13 protein-coding genes and 1 pseudogene are annotated in these 16,646 nt (G+C 34.0%); 11 read left to right on the forward strand and 3 right to left on the reverse strand.

Annotated elements, in window-relative coordinates:
• From WBQ70_RS03235 to WBQ70_RS03275, 9 genes and pseudogenes are all read left to right on the forward strand, one after another.
• Positions 1-414 (forward strand): annotated as a pseudogene (locus tag WBQ70_RS03235) (hypothetical protein); the annotation flags it as partial.
• Positions 415-766: 352 nt separating this feature from the next.
• Positions 767-2,320, forward strand: coding sequence for a response regulator (locus tag WBQ70_RS03240; protein ID WP_423910487.1), 1,554 nt, complete (start codon positions 767-769; stop codon positions 2,318-2,320).
• Between the two features lie 182 nt (positions 2,321-2,502).
• Positions 2,503-2,910 carry a tRNA (adenosine(37)-N6)-threonylcarbamoyltransferase complex ATPase subunit type 1 TsaE gene (gene tsaE, locus WBQ70_RS03245; protein ID WP_423910490.1) on the forward strand — a complete coding sequence of 136 codons (408 nt, stop codon included), beginning with the start codon at positions 2,503-2,505 and terminating at the stop codon, positions 2,908-2,910.
• A gap of 128 nt (positions 2,911-3,038) precedes the next feature.
• On the forward strand, positions 3,039-4,244 hold the full coding sequence (locus WBQ70_RS03250; protein WP_423910493.1) for an alanine dehydrogenase: 1,206 nt from the start codon (positions 3,039-3,041) through the stop codon (positions 4,242-4,244).
• 38 nt (positions 4,245-4,282) lie between these two features.
• Positions 4,283-4,660, forward strand: coding sequence for a DUF4258 domain-containing protein (locus WBQ70_RS03255; protein WP_423910495.1), 378 nt, complete (start codon positions 4,283-4,285; stop codon positions 4,658-4,660).
• Between the two features lie 416 nt (positions 4,661-5,076).
• Complete coding sequence (gene uvrA, locus WBQ70_RS03260; RefSeq protein ID WP_423910498.1) at positions 5,077-7,908, forward strand: excinuclease ABC subunit UvrA; 2,832 nt, start codon at positions 5,077-5,079, stop codon at positions 7,906-7,908.
• A gap of 36 nt (positions 7,909-7,944) precedes the next feature.
• Positions 7,945-8,427 (forward strand): YdeI/OmpD-associated family protein, encoded by a 483-nt coding sequence (locus tag WBQ70_RS03265; protein WP_423910501.1) that lies wholly within the window; start codon positions 7,945-7,947, stop codon positions 8,425-8,427.
• A gap of 37 nt (positions 8,428-8,464) precedes the next feature.
• Positions 8,465-8,965: a MepB family protein gene (locus WBQ70_RS03270; RefSeq protein ID WP_423910504.1), complete on the forward strand. Its 501-nt coding sequence runs from the start codon at positions 8,465-8,467 to the stop codon at positions 8,963-8,965.
• A 264-nt stretch (positions 8,966-9,229) separates the two neighbouring features.
• The gene (locus tag WBQ70_RS03275; protein ID WP_423910507.1) at positions 9,230-9,958 is read left to right on the forward strand and encodes a TIGR00730 family Rossman fold protein; all 729 of its coding nucleotides are present in this window, start codon (positions 9,230-9,232) and stop codon (positions 9,956-9,958) included.
• Between the two features lie 252 nt (positions 9,959-10,210).
• Here the strand turns inward: WBQ70_RS03275 and WBQ70_RS03280 are convergent, their stop codons facing one another.
• From WBQ70_RS03280 to WBQ70_RS03290, 3 genes are all read right to left on the reverse strand, one after another.
• Complete coding sequence (locus WBQ70_RS03280) at positions 10,211-10,831, reverse strand: L-threonylcarbamoyladenylate synthase (RefSeq protein ID WP_423910510.1); 621 nt, start codon at positions 10,829-10,831, stop codon at positions 10,211-10,213.
• 274 nt (positions 10,832-11,105) lie between these two features.
• Positions 11,106-12,638 carry a choice-of-anchor I family protein gene (locus WBQ70_RS03285; protein WP_423910513.1) on the reverse strand — a complete coding sequence of 511 codons (1,533 nt, stop codon included), beginning with the start codon at positions 12,636-12,638 and terminating at the stop codon, positions 11,106-11,108.
• Positions 12,639-13,146: 508 nt separating this feature from the next.
• On the reverse strand, positions 13,147-13,608 hold the full coding sequence (locus tag WBQ70_RS03290) for an energy transducer TonB (RefSeq protein WP_423910515.1): 462 nt from the start codon (positions 13,606-13,608) through the stop codon (positions 13,147-13,149).
• A gap of 427 nt (positions 13,609-14,035) precedes the next feature.
• Between WBQ70_RS03290 and WBQ70_RS03295 the strand changes: the two genes are divergently transcribed.
• The gene (locus WBQ70_RS03295; RefSeq protein ID WP_423910517.1) at positions 14,036-15,076 is read left to right on the forward strand and encodes an agmatine deiminase family protein; all 1,041 of its coding nucleotides are present in this window, start codon (positions 14,036-14,038) and stop codon (positions 15,074-15,076) included.
• Positions 15,077-15,401: 325 nt separating this feature from the next.
• Positions 15,402-16,457 (forward strand): DUF3810 domain-containing protein, encoded by a 1,056-nt coding sequence (locus WBQ70_RS03300; protein WP_423910520.1) that lies wholly within the window; start codon positions 15,402-15,404, stop codon positions 16,455-16,457.
• Positions 16,458-16,646 lie beyond the last annotated feature (189 nt).

Genomic DNA, 16,646 nt, shown 5'->3' on the forward strand with positions numbered 1-16,646 from the left:
GTATTATTGACTGAAAAGTTCTTAACCTTTGAACATACCGATGGTTTAAATTATGTAAATACCGAATTTTCAAGACATGATGATATTTCAAAACTGTTTAGAATTCAAAATACGGATAAAATTCAAATAAACCTTACTGAAGGAGTTGGTGTTGGTCTACTATTCCCAAAGACAAATGCAAAAATATTAAGTAAAGAACGTCATGATGATTTTCATGTTTCAGGATTTGGAACCTCAATAAAAGCGGGGCTTAATATAACTTTTTTTAAGCATTTTTATATACAAGGAGAATTAAAAGGAGGCTACATCAATATGCCAGATATTCGTACTACAATAAGTTCTGATGATTCAGCTTCACAAGATTTTTTCTTTTTCCAAAGAATTATAGCTATTGGAGGTATTTTTAAATTATAACGGATATTTTAACTAGCATAAATTATCCTTTTACTTTTAACTAATCTTTTTTTATACCTTATTTTAGACATATAAAATAATTATCTCTGTTTTTAGTGTTTATTTAGTGTTTAAAACAACCAAGTATTTTAAAACCATTGTTGTCCGATAAATAATAAGCTAAATTAATGGCTTATTTTTTATCGGACAACAATGGTTTATAATCAATTTCTAGACCAATTCAAAAAAAGTGCAACATTTGGTTTCCCTCGTTTCTTTTTGAACTTTATAAAAAAATTAGGAATTAAACACTTCAAAAAAATGTAAATTGGCACATTGATTGTTAATCATTGCACAAAATAAATAAGACGATATGGACAAAATAAAAATATTATGGGTTGATGATGAAATTGATTATCTGAAACCTCACATTCTTTTTTTAGAGAAAAAAAACTACAGCGTAACCACTTGTAATAACGGTCGTGACGCTATTGAAATATTTGAAAATGAACCTTTTGACATTGTTTTTCTTGATGAAAACATGCCTGGAATGAGCGGATTAGAAACTCTTTCGGAAATGAAAGAAAAAAAGTCGGCCGTTCCTATGATTATGATCACCAAAAGTGAGGAAGAATATATCATGGAAGAAGCCATAGGTTCAAAAATCGCTGATTATCTTATTAAACCAGTAAATCCAAACCAAATTTTATTGAGTTTGAAAAAAAATCTGGATCACTCTCGTTTAGTTACTGAAAAAACAACATTGGACTACCAAAAAGAATTTCGGAAAATCTCGATGGAAATGTCTATGATCAGATCCTATGAAGAATGGATTGAGTTTTATAAAAAATTAATTTTTTGGGAACTAAAACTTGAAAGTATCAACGATCAGGCAATGACCGAAATCTTAGAATCACAAAAGCAAGAAGCTAATTCACAATTTGGAAAATTTATTGAACGGAATTATGAAGATTGGTTTGAACCTAAAGCTGATAGACCCGTACAATCACATACTTTATTCAAAGAAATAGTTGTTCCTGAATTGGTTAAAAAAGATAAACCAGTACTCTTTGTGGTTATTGACAATTTGCGTTACGACCAATGGAAGGTTTTTGAAGATGTTGTAGGTAATTACTATAAATTAGAAAAAGAAGTACCTTATTACTCTATTCTTCCTACCGCTACACAATATGCTCGTAATGCTATTTTCTCAGGATTACTACCCGTTGATATGGAAAAACAGTTTCCTCAATATTGGAAAAACGATCCTGAAGAAGGAGGAAAAAATCTTTATGAAGCTGAATTCCTATCAGCACAATTAAAGCGTTTAGGACTTAAGGTTACCGAAGATTATTTCAAAATCACCAATTTAGCTTCTGGAAAAAAACTAGCTGAAAACTTTAAAGCACTAAAAAACAATGATTTAGTCACCGTTGTTTATAACTTTGTTGACATGCTTTCTCATGCTAAAACAGAGATGGATGTAGTCAAAGAATTAGCATCAGATGACAAAGCCTATCGTTCCTTAACATTAAGTTGGTTTAAAAATTCTCCATTGTTAGAAATCATTCAACAAGCGCAATTACTTGGCTTCAAATTAGTTTTGACAACTGATCACGGTACAATCAATGTTCGCAACCCTTCAAAAGTAGTGGGCGACAAAAACACTAGTTTAAATTTAAGATATAAAACGGGTCGTAGTCTGACTTATGAAAGCAAAGATGTTTATGCGGTAAAAGATCCTAGAAAAATTGGTTTACCTATTATAAATATGACAAGTTCTTATATTTTTGCTAAAAATGATTTGTTCTTGGCTTATGTAAACAATTACAACCATTATGTTGGATATTACAAAAACACCTATCAACACGGAGGAATTTCATTAGAGGAAATGATTATCCCTTGTTTAGTTTTTAATCCTAAATAACAACGTTAACCATTCAAGGCAAATACATTTGAAAAAGAACAACCACTGATTCGCAAATTATTTTTAATAATGATGTGTAAATTTGCGCTAATTCCGCCTAAAACGACTTATTTAAATAATTAGCGAATCTGCGGTTAAAAAAATCATTGTTTACCCTTATTCGATTCATAAACAAAACTAAAATGGAATTTATTTTTTCTTTAAACGAAATTGATACAGTAGCTAAAAAAATTCTTGATACGAAACCAAATAAAGTCATCTTATTTCATGGGGAAATGGGTACTGGAAAAACAACTTTTATCAAGGAATTAGCAAAAAAACTTGGAGTTACTGGTGCTACTAGCAGCCCCACTTTTTCTTTAGTTAACGAATATGAAGCCGCTAACAATCAATTAGTTTATCATTTTGATTTCTATAGATTAAAAAGCGAAAGCGAAGCTTTAGATATGGGAGTTGATGAATATTTATACTCTGGAAATTGGTGTTTTATCGAATGGGCTGAAAAAATCTCAAATCTAATTCCAGAATTACATTCCACTATCATCATTAAAGAACTACCGAATGGCAAAAGAACATTAGAATTGAAGTGAAAATTCGATTCTAATCTAGAAAAACTCCAAACCTTTACTAAATTGTACACTAATGATGATTTATAAGTACAGAAGGTGCTTCTTTTAATCTTTTTGCGTAATTTTACTTTTTAATTAGCACCGTTACAATGTCATTAACCATAGCAATTACACCTTTTACTAAAGAGCAGTTATTACCTCAAGAAGAAAAACTGGAAGTAAGCAAGCGAAAAAGCGAACTTTTTATTGGCGTTCCTAGTGAAACGAGCTATCAAGAACGTCGTATTTGCCTTACGCCCGATGCGGTTAATTCACTAACACATCATGGACATCGTGTGATGATTGAATCAGGTGCGGGAGAGAGTTCAAGTTATACTGATAAAGAATATAGTGACGCAGGTGCTGAAATCACACATGACACCAGAAAAGTTTTTGGATGTCCCATGATTCTCAAAGTAGGAGCACCTACCATCGATGAAATTGAGATGATGAATAGCAAAACCATCCTTATTTCCTCTATCCAGCTAAAAACTAAAAGTAAGGCCTATTTTGAAGCCTTAAGCAAGAAAAAAATCACTGCCTTAGCGTTTGAATATATAAAAGACGAGGATGGTTCATACCCAGCCGTACGCTCTTCGAGTGAGATTGCAGGAACCGCTTCCATACTTATTGCAGCCGAATTAATGATTACAAATGATTTTGGAAAAGGATTATTATTTGGAAACATTACAGGCGTTCCTCCTACAGATGTTGTCATTATCGGAGCAGGAACAGTTGCCGAATTTGCTGCTAAAACAGCTATTGGTTTAGGAGCAAATATTAAAGTATTTGATAACTCTATTACAAAATTAAGAAGATTACAAAACACACTAGATCAGAGAATATTCACCTCAACTATTCAAACCAAAGCTTTAACTAAAGCATTGCGTCGTTGTGATGTAGCAATTGGTGCGTTACGTGGCGTAGAACGTTGCCCCGTTGTCGTTACTGAAACCATGGTCGAACACATGAAAAAAGGTGCTGTAATCGTTGATGTCAGTATAGATACAGGTGGTTGTTTTGAAACATCCGAAGTCACTACTCACGAAAAACCAACTTTTATCAAAAGTAACGTCTTGCATTATTGTGTACCTAATATCGCTTCTCGTTATTCTAAAACTGCTTCCCTTTCTATCAGCAACATCATCACCCCTTATTTAATGCAAATTGCTGAAGATGGTGGTATTGAAAGTGCTATCCGTTGTGATGTAGGTCTTAAAAACGGGGTTTATCTCTACCACGGCATTCTGACCAACAAAGCCATAGGAGATTGGTTCAATTTACCTAATAACGACATCAATTTAATTGTATTTTAAGGAATCTTTATTTTACCTTTGCACCAAATTAAAAATCCATGAAGTTTTTTCAACGTTTTGCCTACTACTTGGTAGGGTTAGTAATAGGTCTATTTTTTGTTGGTTTAATATTTAGCGGAAAAGATACCCGTTGCAATTATTTCCCCAATTCACGAGTTTTAAACGACCTAAGAAGTAAACCATTTAATTATTCCGAAAAAGCCTCTGCTGTACTAGCCGAATCTTGGATTGACACCATCGATATCAAAAACACACTGCAATTTGGCGACGTCGATTTCGATCAAAGCAACACCGAGTTTGGTAAAAACACCAAATTATATATTATTGAAGGTAAGACTCTAAAGAATCAACCTATTATATTAAAAGTAAGCAACAAAGCCGAAAGTGCTACTCTTGAAGAGATTATTAAAAAATAACATTTCCCATTTTTAGGCATAATAGCAATAAAAAAACCGCTGTTGCACAAATTCTTTAGTGTAGCACGCTCAGTCTAAGCATTCGTTACTTTAAAGAAGTAACCTTTATCGAGTTAATTACGGAAAACCCTCATTCTTTGGAATAACAAACTTATAGGAAGTAGATAGAGCATTAAAATTATTTATAAAACATCAGTACATAATTTAAAACTACAATATACCAATTGATAAAAATTCCCTTTAATTCTTTATGAACCTGCGTGTCTTCATCGTATAAACCCTTTTTGTGGCTTTATATTTAATTCTTTCTACACATATACAACAAGCTTACAGGAATTAGATTTTTAACAGAATCTTCCAAACTGTTATACAGAAAGAATCAATCAAAATGGTAACTTTGCTTTTTTGCAAAAATTATGCTAGATACAAACAATACGATTGAAGTATTGGGTGCGAGAGTACACAATCTTAAGAATATAGATATTTCGATTCCAAGAGAAAAATTGGTGGTTATTACAGGACTTTCGGGTTCTGGTAAGTCATCATTAGCTTTTGATACCATTTATGCCGAAGGACAACGTCGTTATGTGGAAACATTTTCGGCTTATGCGCGTCAGTTTTTAGGTGGCTTAGAGCGTCCTGATGTGGATAAAATTGACGGACTTTCGCCGGTTATTGCCATAGAACAAAAAACAACAAGTAAGAGTCCGCGATCCACGGTGGGAACGATTACGGAAATTTATGATTTCTTGCGTTTGCTTTATGCGCGTGCTGCCGATGCGTACAGCTACAACACGGGTGAGAAAATGGTTTCCTACTCTGATGAGCAAATCAAAGACCTGATTATGAATGATTTTACAAACAAGCGTATCAATATTCTAGCTCCTGTCATCAAAGCTAGAAAAGGACATTATGGCGAATTGTTTCATCAAATTGCCAAACAAGGTTTCCTAAAAGTGCGTGTGAATGGAGACATTCGTGACATTACGCCTGGAATGAAACTCGATCGTTATAAAACCCATGATATTGAAATTGTGGTGGACAGAATGGCGATTGACACCACTCCTGACACGGAGAAAAGACTGGGAGAAAGCATTAATACGGCGATGCATCACGGTGAGAATGTCTTGATGGTTTTAGACCAAGACAGCAATGAAGTGCGTTACTTTAGTCGGAATCTGATGTGTCCTAGTACAGGAATTTCGTATCAAAATCCAGAACCCAATTTATTTTCGTTTAACTCTCCAAAAGGAGCTTGTGAGCATTGTAAAGGCTTGGGAACAGTAAACGAAATCAACATCAAAAAAATACTTCCTAATCCTAAACTATCAATCAAAGCGGGCGGTTTCTTGCCTTTGGGAGAATACAAATCATCTTGGATTTTCAAGCAATTGGAAACGATTGGTGAGCGTTTTGAATTTAAAATAACAGATCCTATCGAAACCATTTCTGCCGAAGCCATGGAGATGATTTTGAATGGTGGAAAAGAAAAATTTACGGTTAATTCCAAAGATTTGGGTGTTGCTCGTGAATACAAAATAGAATTTGAAGGAATTGCACATTTTATCAAAAATCAATACGATGAAAGTGGTTCAACAACCATTAGACGTTGGGCTAAAGAATTCATGGACGAGATTGATTGTCCGGTTTGTGAAGGTTCTCGATTGAAGAAAGAAGCTAACTACTTCAGAGTAAATGAGAAAAATATAACCGAATTGTGCGCTATGGATATTTCGGATTTGACAGCCTGGTTTGATGATTTAAACAAAAATCTATCCGAAAAACAAATGGCGATTGCTTCTGAAGTTTTGAAGGAAATCAAAGATCGTTTAGCATTTTTAATGAATGTTGGTTTGGATTATTTGGCATTGAGCCGAAGCTCAAAATCACTTTCGGGTGGAGAAGCGCAACGTATTAGATTAGCAACTCAAATTGGTTCGCAATTGGTGGGTGTTTTGTATATCTTGGATGAACCAAGTATTGGTTTGCACCAAAGAGATAATGAAAAATTGATTCGTTCCTTGGAACAATTGCGTGATATAGGGAACTCCGTTATTGTCGTAGAACACGATAAAGACATGATGGAACGTGCAGATTATGTGATTGATATAGGACCAAAAGCTGGGAAATTTGGTGGTGAGATTATCAGTATAGGTACTCCAGCCGAAACCCTTGCATCAGATACGATTACAGCACAATACTTAAATGGAAAATTGAAGTTTGAAATTCCAGAAAATCGTCGTGAAGGCAACGGTAAATCACTAAAACTTACTGGCGCAACAGGAAACAACTTAAAGAATGTTACCATTGATTTGCCTTTAGGGAAATTGATTTGCGTCACAGGAGTTTCAGGAAGTGGAAAGTCGACTTTAATCAACGAGACACTCTATCCTATTTTGAACGCGCACTTTTTTAATGGTGTCAAAAAACCACAACCGTACAAGAAAATTGAAGGATTAGAACATATTGATAAAGTTATTGATATCGACCAAAGTCCTATTGGGCGTACACCCCGCTCCAACCCTGCTACTTATACCGAAGTTTTTACTGAAATAAGGAAGTTATATACGATGACTCCTGAGAGCATGATTCGTGGGTACAAGGCAGGTCGTTTTAGTTTTAATGTTAAAGGAGGTCGTTGCGAAACGTGTCAAGGATCAGGAGTAAGAACCATTGAAATGAATTTCTTACCTGATGTTTATGTAGAATGCGAAACGTGTCAAGGAAAGCGTTTTAACCGTGAAACACTGGAAATTAGATACAAAGGAAAATCTATTTCTGATGTATTAAATATGACGATTGATGAAGCTGTTCCGTTTTTTGAAATGATTCCAAAAATCTATCGAAAAGTAAAAACGCTTCAGGATGTTGGTTTAGGATATATTACGCTAGGTCAACAAAGTACGACACTTTCTGGTGGGGAAGCACAACGTATTAAACTGGCAGGGGAATTATCTAAAAAAGACACTGGAAATACATTCTATATTCTTGACGAACCAACAACAGGACTGCACTTTGAAGACATTCGTGTTTTAATGGATGTAATTAACAAGTTGGTCGAAAAAGGAAATACCATTCTGATTATCGAACACAACATGGATGTCATAAAATTAGCCGATTACATAATCGACATAGGCCCAGAAGGTGGAAAAGGAGGCGGAACGCTAGTTGCAAAAGGCACTCCCGAAGAAGTGGCGAAAAATAAAAAAAGCTATACAGCTACGTTTTTGAAGAAGGAATTGAGTTGAAAAATCAGGAACACAGATTTAAAAAGTTAGAGCGCTATGCATTCATTTCAAGCTATCATCGCCATCATAGGAATTAATCCATATGTTCTTGTTCCGGAAACTATTCTAAAGGCGCTTTTTGCTGAAATTGGAAAAAACAAAGGACCAATTCCTATCAAGGGATTAATTAATAGTGCGCCTTACAAACAAACATTAGTCAAATATAGCGGGGAATGGCGTTTGTATATCAATACAACGATGCTCAAAGATTCACCTCAAAAAATTGGTGAGTCCATTGATATGACTATTGAAATTGATACTGAAGACAGAACCGTTTTGCAGCATCCAAAATTCATAAAAGCACTTACTGAAAATAGTGAGGCTCAACTAGTTTTCGACTCTTTAAGACCATCTTTACAAAAAGAAATTGCTAAGTATTTTTCATTCCTAAAAACAGATGAAACAATTGATAAAAATGTAATTAAAGCAATTGCATTTTTGACCGGAAAAGGTCGGTTTATTGGTCGTGAACAACCTTAGATTCTGTATGTAATTCATTTATACAAAACACCATAGTATGCTAATCATTCCTGATTTTTTAAAAACAACTAATGATCTTATTTTTATACATTTAAATATAATCATCAAAAGTATTAATTTAGAATATGAAAGCAAGGAGTACAACGCCTGTCAATTGCAATTTAATGATAAAAAAGCCCTTTTTAGAACTGCCAAAACAACACCAACTAAAACAGGACAATTTGTGACTTTATGGAAAAGAACAACAGAAGGACCTATTGCTCCTTTTGACGAGAATGACAACATCGATTTAGTGATTATTAATACACAAATGGAGACTCAGTTTGGGCAATTTGTTTTTCCTAAAAGCATACTGATCGCAAAAGGTGTTTTCTCAACCGATTTGAAGGAGGGAAAACGTGCTTTCCGAGTTTATCCTCCATGGGATACTACTACTAGTAAACAAGCTCAAAAAACACAAGAATGGCAACGGGACTATTTTGTGGACATAACCAATGAGAAATCTATTCTTACGAAGTTAAAAGAACTTTATTTCTAATTTATAGATACTCTGGGTTTTACGAATTTTAAGCGTTATTTCTTATAAAAACAGCAAAAATATGTACCTAAATAATGGCTTTTTTTATGAAAATAGGTTATATTCGTTAGGAACGAACTAGCCCAGATAGAAGCGGCATCCTTTGACTGCCTCCTTTAGGCAGGCAAAGATAGAGCGGATAGCTGGATAAAGCTCCAAATCCAAACAATAACTAACTACAATGACTTGTTTTAAATCATGAGTTGTTGTTAATCCAACCAAAATATGAGATTAGAAGATTTTGATAATGACGAAGAAAAAGTAATCCAAGACAGTTTAAAACAAAAAACTTGGAACGAAATACGAACAAACGACAGTTGGGCGATTTTTAAAATCATGTCGGAAATGGTGAATGGATATGAGACAATGGGACGAATTGGGCCTTGTGTGACTATTTTTGGATCTGCTAGAACCCAACCCGAAGACAAATATTATCAACTGGCAGAGAATATTGCTTTTAAAATTGGAAAAGCGGGCTACGGTGTTATCACTGGTGGAGGCCCTGGAATTATGGAAGCGGGAAATAAAGGAGCGCACTTAGCTGGTGGTCCATCTGTAGGATTGAATATTGTTTTGCCATTTGAACAGCATTTTAATCCTTATATTGACTCTGATAAAAACTTGAATTTTGACTATTTCTTTGTTAGAAAAGTCATGTTTGTTAAATATTCGCAAGGATTTGTGGTGATGCCGGGAGGTTTTGGAACGATGGACGAATTGTTTGAGGCATTGACTTTAATCCAAACTAAAAAAATAGCCAAATTCCCGATTATTCTTGTGGGAACAACTTTCTGGAGTGGATTAGTTGATTGGGTTAAATCAGTTCTCATTGAAGGTGAAAAAACAGTAAGTCCTGAAGATTTGAATTTGATAAAAATTGTAGATACCGCTGATGAAGTAGTGAATGTGCTTGATACTTTCTATAAAAAATACAATTTGAAACCGAATTTCTAAGAGTTACTAAACAATTGATTACTTAAAAATAAAACCATTAAGAAATTTTCACAAAACAGACTAAAGAAACAACCGCTGATTCGCAAATTTTAAAATAAAAATCTATTTATAATGGTGTAAATTAATTAGCGCTAATTACGTTTTAGGTTCAAAAAGAATATTTTAAAAATTAGCGAATTTGCGGTTGTAGTCTACCTAATAAACTTAATTTCTTAATGACTCCAAAAAACTATAACCAAATTGTTTAGCTATTTAAAGAATATCCAAGCTTCCTTTTCCTTCTCTAACCACCACTGGCTCGTGTTCAGATAAATCAATGATAGTTGAACCTACATTGTCTCCATAGCCTCCATCAATAACCATATCGACTAAGTTTTGCCATTTTTCGAAAATCAATTCGGGATCTGTGGTGTATTCAATCACTTCATCTTCATCACGAATAGAAGTCGTAACAATCGGATTTCCTAACTGACGAACGATTTCGAGCGCGATAGAATTATCCGGCACACGAATACCTACTGTGGTTTTCTTTTTGAATTCCTTTGGTAGGTTATTATTCCCTGGCAAAATGAACGTGTACGGCCCTGGCAATGCTCTTTTAAGAATCTTAAACGTAGCGGTATCGATCTGACGTACATAATCAGACAAATTACTTAAATCGTGGCATATAAAGGAGAAATTAGCTTTTTCTAACTTCACTCCTTTAATCCTTGCAATGCGTTCTAATGCTTTTGTATTCGTAATATCACATCCTAAGCCGTAAACGGTATCGGTAGGATAAATTACTAATCCACCTGCTTTTAATACTTTGACGACTTTGGCAATGGCCGCTTCGCTGGGTTTGTCTTCGTATATTTTGATGAATTCTGCCATTTTTTTTATTTATTAATATCTAGGATGTTTTTTAAACACATCCAATTATCCGTTTTGTATGTAAAGATAAGATGTTTTACTCAGATAAATAACTTGAAAGTTTAAAAGTCGTAAAGTCAAAAGTGCTAAAAACAGAAACAAACAACTAACTACAAACAGCATAAACTATTATCATATCCTTAAAATTAAAAATGGACTAAAGTAGATTTACTTTAGTCCATTTTATACTAGTATTACAGTTTATAAAATGTACATACTGAGAAATCGATTATTTTTACTTCAAATTAGGCTGAAAAATTTTAACAACGCCATCCCCTTCACTACTCACTACTAACAAACTTCTTTTTGTTGGCGATTTAGAAGCTGGAATAAACAGCAATCCTTCAGGAGCGTCGCCGGTTTTGATGCTTTGTAAATAAACGGGTGCTGCAGGATTAGTAATGTCATAAACTACTACCGTATCGGTTCTTTCAAGACCTACAAACAAAATATTTTTGTCTCCCATTTTTGCCACTACTACTGATTCTGGTTCAGAACCTTTGTCATCACTACGACCGTCATCGTATGTTCCCAAATCATTAGAACGTTTGTCTAAATCGTTTTTACTATCAAAAACCAAACTTCCAGTGTTTCCGTTCCAAATCGTGAAAGAACGAGCTCCAAAACTGATTAACTCATCTAAATCACCATCGCCGTCTGTATCTCCTTCAGTTGAAATCAAGTTCAAACGCCCCATTTTCTCGTCAGCTTTAAAAGTTGCTGCATCAGGGAAAACCGTTGGATCAAAAGTCATTTTTGCTAATCTTTTTACATCTGCATAACTTCCGTATTCTCTAGCATCACCTTCATTAGCTGTGATAAAATAAGGTGTTCCGTTTACGGCATAACTTGCAATAGCATCTGGCATATACATCCCTTTCACTTTCCAAGGATTAAAGACAATACTACCATCTTTATCACTAATATCAATTCCATTAGCAGTTGAGTTGAAATCTTTATACCCCAAACCAAAAATAGCTGTAATCGTTTTTGAAGTCAAATCAACTTTAGCAACTCCATTATTTTCTTGTAATGAAACCCATGCCGTTTTAGAATCGGCTGAGATTGTAATGTATTCTGGTTCAATATCAGCAGCAAAACTTTTAGCCGTTTTCGAAATTCTGAATCCTTTAGTTCTTAAACTAGCCAATTGACTTTCAAAACTCGCAAAGTTCATTGTTGTTGCTGTATATCCATTCATCACATCAATAATTGAGATAGAACCATCAGGATCTACCGTATAATCAGCATTTGGTTCGCCTTCATTTGCACTCATAATGAATTTACCGTCTGGTGAAAATGTCACCATATCAGGTAAAGCCCCCACCACGATTTCTTTAATTACGCTATTATCCGCCGTGTTAAAAACGACCACTTTTCCGTTTCCTTGTCGGTCAATAGTCGATTCTAGTGCTACAGCCAGTTTTCCATCATAAGTAGCCACACTATTTGAAGCTCCATTATAGGTTGATAAACTGATCGCTGTTAATTTTTTTGGATTCGTAGGATCTGTCAAATCCACCACGTCAATCTGATTAACTCCACTGTTGTTTACCGTGAACAGTTTTTTAGTCTTTTCGTCATACGCACTAATTTCTGCCGCAGCTTCACCGCCTATAGTAATGCTGCCAATTTCTTTAAATGTAGCTGCATCTTCGTTAACTTCATTTAATTCAATTTCTTGATTGTCATTGCTGTCTAAAGTATCTTTTTCACAACTCGTGAAGATAAAAAGAGCCGTCAATAACGAAATACCAAAATTTTTCATGTTTGTGTTTTTTTTGTTTGGAACAAAAATAGATTTACGACTCCCACTTTGAATTAAGACAGCGTTATAAAATCTTTAAGTAGAAGCTGATTTTTGTTAACTAAGTATTTCTAAGCATACTCTTATGTTAACATAATGAAAAACAAAAGTGATAAAGACCACGAAAACAACAAAATACGTTATTGAAACATGTCATAACAACATTCTCATTTAGGAGCTGTACGATAGAGGTTTTAATAAAGCTCCCTCCCGCTATTCGCTATATCTTTATGCTCTTAAAGAAAGAGCTTAAAGGATACCGCTGCTATCGGGGCTGTAATTTTTGCATTTTTCTCATAATAAAAATTAAAGAGAAGTGCTATAAAACGTATTCTCGATACATTTTAATAAAAAGCTATCATATGCTACAATAAAAACAATCGAACTGATGGACAGTAGAAACATACACATTTTTACTAGTTTCAAATTACATAGCAATGAAATCTTGTTGTTTTAGTATCTAACTGAATTAATACCCGTTTCTTTTGTTTTCATTTTTGAAAAAAGGATCATCAAATGCTGATTTAACTTCACCATTAGAATTTATATGATGAATAATTATTGGAATTGACGAACTTACTCGAACAATTTTTTCTTTATTTTGACCTGGTGTCCATTTTGGAAAACGTTCTAAAATCCTCTGAACTTGTTCAGTTAAATTTTTATTACCGTTTTTCACTTTAATACTAGATAAACTTCCATCTTTTTCTACTACAAAATTTACATGTAATTTACCTTGAAAATTCTCTGGAATCCTAAAACGTTTTGCAAATTCACCACAATACTTAGCTTTACCTCCTGGTGGTTGCGGTTTAATATCGACTTGTTTTTCAGAATAAATCGTGTCGTTTACAGTTTGAGTTTCTGAAATGGTTTGACTCTTTCCTATTTGAAAAAGGAACAAACAAACTATCACTACTAATTTATTCATAATTTTGTTTTTATTATATAATTATAAAATATTGTTTTTTTTTTGGGGTTTCTCCTAGCATCATGCTCACACCTATTTTTAGTTTCTTACTAAAAAATATTTTCAAATATAATCAAATTTCATGCACAAATTATCATCTAATAAAAGTGTATTTCCTACAAAAATAAACATCTTAGCCTTGATAGAAGTGGAAAGCCTTGTTGTTGTAAGCCCATTTTTTTCTGGGGATAGGCAGAGCGACCGTAGGAAGCTCCTGCCTGCCCCAAGAAAAAAGGGGTTACAACAATAAGCTTGTAACGAATAGCGAGAATTAGCTCCTTAAATAAATGGAAGCTAAATCCTGAAATGCGGTTGTTTTATGGGCTTTGGTTTTTATAATCCTTGCGAATGCTTATATTTGCTGTCATTAAATTTTAGCTTCGTTTATATGACAACTACAAACAGACGTTTTCCTGCTGAATGGGAAAAACAAGAGGGGATTTTACTTTGTTTTCCACATAACGGAAACGATTGGCCAGGGAAATACGAGGCGATTCAGTGGGCTTTTGTGGAGTTTATTAAAAAAGTGACTACTTATGAAAAGGTTTTTCTTGTGGTGGCGGACGAAAAACTAAAGACCAAAGTTAACGATATGCTGGAAAGAGCACGTGTGAACTTGAAGCAAGTTTCGTTTATCATTCAGAAAACCAATCGCAGTTGGATGCGTGATTCGGGGCCAATTGTTGTATACAAAGACGGCAAAAGAGAAGCTTTGAATTTCAACTTCAATGGTTGGGCGAAATACAAAAACTTTCAACTGGACAAGCATGTTCCTGCTAAAGTTGCTGAGAGCTTAAAAATGCCTTTGACACAAGTAACTTACAATGGAAAACCAGTAATTGTAGAAGGTGGTGCGATTGATGTAAACGGTCGCGGTACACTTTTGACTTCGGAAGAATGTTTGATGCACACTAGTATTCAGGTACGTAATGCAGGATTTACAAAGGCAGATTACGAAGCAGTTTTCAAAGAATATCTAGGTGTGACCAATGTTATTTGGTTAGGCGACGGTGTCGAAGGTGATGATACGCACGGACACATTGATGATTTGGCTCGATTTATCAATGAAGACACGATTGTAACAATAATAGAAATGAATCCTGATGACGCTAACTTTAAACCACTTCAAGATAATTTGAAACGTTTGCAAAATGCTAAACTAGAGGACGGAAAATCTCCTGTAATCGTAACCTTACCAATGCCGAAACGTTTGGATTTTGAAGACTTGCGCTTACCAGCAAGTTATGCAAATTTCTTGATTTTAAATAACAGTGTTTTGGTACCTACTTTTAATGATGTAAACGACCGAAAGGCTTTGAATATCTTAGCAGAATGTTTCCCTGATAGAGAAATTATTGGGATTAGTGCGGTTGATTTGATTTGGGGTTTTGGAACGCTGCATTGCTTGAGCCAGCAGATTCCTGCTTAAACTTATTAAACACGAAGGAAGCACAAAGGTCACTAAGTTTTTTTCTATCCTTTGTCTTCTTTAAAACCATTTAATTACTATAATGTGCTGAATCTGCGTGCGAATTTTGTGCACGCAGATTTTTTTATAGTTTTTTTTGAACACAGATTTGACAAATTATAGAAATTAGCAAAAATAAATTTGTGGGAATCTGAGACACGAGCATCAGCGAACTGGCGAAGCAAATCTGTGTTGAAATTTAAAAATTTCCGAATCATCTAGTGTGCTTTGAACTAAAATATTTAAACACATAAATTGCTATATTTACGTTTTCAAAATCAATCTTGTGAAAACCAAATACATCCTCCCATTATTCTTAATCATTCAAATATTATTTTTAAAAGTAATCGCTTTTTTTCCTGAATTTATCGAATACTATTACAGTAATGGGCTGTATCTTTTTAGTTCTAAAATACTTCGAATTTCTTTAGGGATTTTTCCGTTTTCGATTGGTGACTTATTGTATGGAATTCTTATTTTTTTTATTTTAAAATGGTTTTGGAACAAAAGAAAATCATGGAAAACAAATTGGAAGAACAATAGTTTAACGATTTTGAGTTATCTGTCTGTTGTTTATTTTTCATTTCACTTACTCTGGGGACTCAATTACTATCGTGAACCTTTATTTGAAAAAATGAACATTCAAAAAGACTATTCCGATGCCCAATTACTGGATTTTACCCAAAAACTAATCCTGAAAACAAATGCTATTCATAGCCAAATCACACCTAACGACAGCTTAAAAGTGGTGTTTCCTTATACGCAAGATACTGTTTATAAAATGAACGTGATAAGCTATCATAATCTAGCTCAAAAACACACTTTTTTCGAATTCAAACATCTTAGTTCAAAGCCTTCAATTATTAGCTTACCGCTCACCTATATGGGTTTTGGTGGTTATCTAAATCCGTTTACTAATGAGTCGCAAGTTAATTATAAGATTCCTATGGTTCATTTTCCATTTGTTTCTGCACATGAAATGGCACACCAGCTAGGCTATGGAAGTGAAAGTGAATGTAATTTTATTGGGTTTTTAGCTTCGGTAAAAAATGAAAATCTTTATTTCAAATATGCAGGGTATAGTTATGCGCTCCGATATTGCTTAGGGAATTGGCAAATGCGTGACGAAAAAGTGTTTAAAAAGTTATTGAAAACCATTCATCCTGGTATTATCAAAAACTACCAAGAAAGTGACGCATTTTGGAAAAGTTACCAATCACCGATCGAAACTGCTTTTCACGTTTTCTATGATCGTTTTTTGAAAATTAATCAACAACAAGATGGAATAGACAGCTATAGTAAGTTCTTGAATCTTTTGATAAACTATAAAGAAGAAATTTAAACTAAGCACATAAAATTTTTAAACACATGAACCATAGGCTTATTCTTGTAAACAAGTCGCTTTGCTCAATTTAGAAAATCATAGAGATTTTCATAAAATAAAACTTTAGCACTATAATAATATATCCATTTATTCTATATTCAAAGTATAACTTGCTTCATATTAACACAAATACTCTCTGTGTAACTA

It is taken from the genome of Flavobacterium sp. (genome assembly GCF_049590715.1).
In the GTDB taxonomy this organism is placed as follows: domain Bacteria; phylum Bacteroidota; class Bacteroidia; order Flavobacteriales; family Flavobacteriaceae; genus Flavobacterium.

Bases quoted from the DNA above. Each gene is read 5' to 3' on its own strand.
- WBQ70_RS03295 (WP_423910517.1), top strand. From the start codon at position 14,036: ATGACAACTACAAACAGACGTTTTCCTGCTGAATGGGAAAAACAAGAG.
- WBQ70_RS03265 (WP_423910501.1), top strand. From the start codon at position 7,945: ATGCATTCATTTCAAGCTATCATCGCCATCATAGGAATTAATCCATAT.
- WBQ70_RS03275 (WP_423910507.1), top strand. From the start codon at position 9,230: ATGAGATTAGAAGATTTTGATAATGACGAAGAAAAAGTAATCCAAGAC.
- WBQ70_RS03240 (WP_423910487.1), top strand. From the start codon at position 767: ATGGACAAAATAAAAATATTATGGGTTGATGATGAAATTGATTATCTG.
- WBQ70_RS03285 (WP_423910513.1), bottom strand. From the start codon at position 12,638: ATGAAAAATTTTGGTATTTCGTTATTGACGGCTCTTTTTATCTTCACG.
- WBQ70_RS03255 (WP_423910495.1), top strand. From the start codon at position 4,283: ATGAAGTTTTTTCAACGTTTTGCCTACTACTTGGTAGGGTTAGTAATA.
- WBQ70_RS03280 (WP_423910510.1), bottom strand. From the start codon at position 10,831: ATGGCAGAATTCATCAAAATATACGAAGACAAACCCAGCGAAGCGGCC.
- WBQ70_RS03290 (WP_423910515.1), bottom strand. From the start codon at position 13,608: ATGAATAAATTAGTAGTGATAGTTTGTTTGTTCCTTTTTCAAATAGGA.
- uvrA (WP_423910498.1), top strand. From the start codon at position 5,077: ATGCTAGATACAAACAATACGATTGAAGTATTGGGTGCGAGAGTACAC.
- WBQ70_RS03250 (WP_423910493.1), top strand. From the start codon at position 3,039: ATGTCATTAACCATAGCAATTACACCTTTTACTAAAGAGCAGTTATTA.
- WBQ70_RS03270 (WP_423910504.1), top strand. From the start codon at position 8,465: ATGCTAATCATTCCTGATTTTTTAAAAACAACTAATGATCTTATTTTT.
- tsaE (WP_423910490.1), top strand. From the start codon at position 2,503: ATGGAATTTATTTTTTCTTTAAACGAAATTGATACAGTAGCTAAAAAA.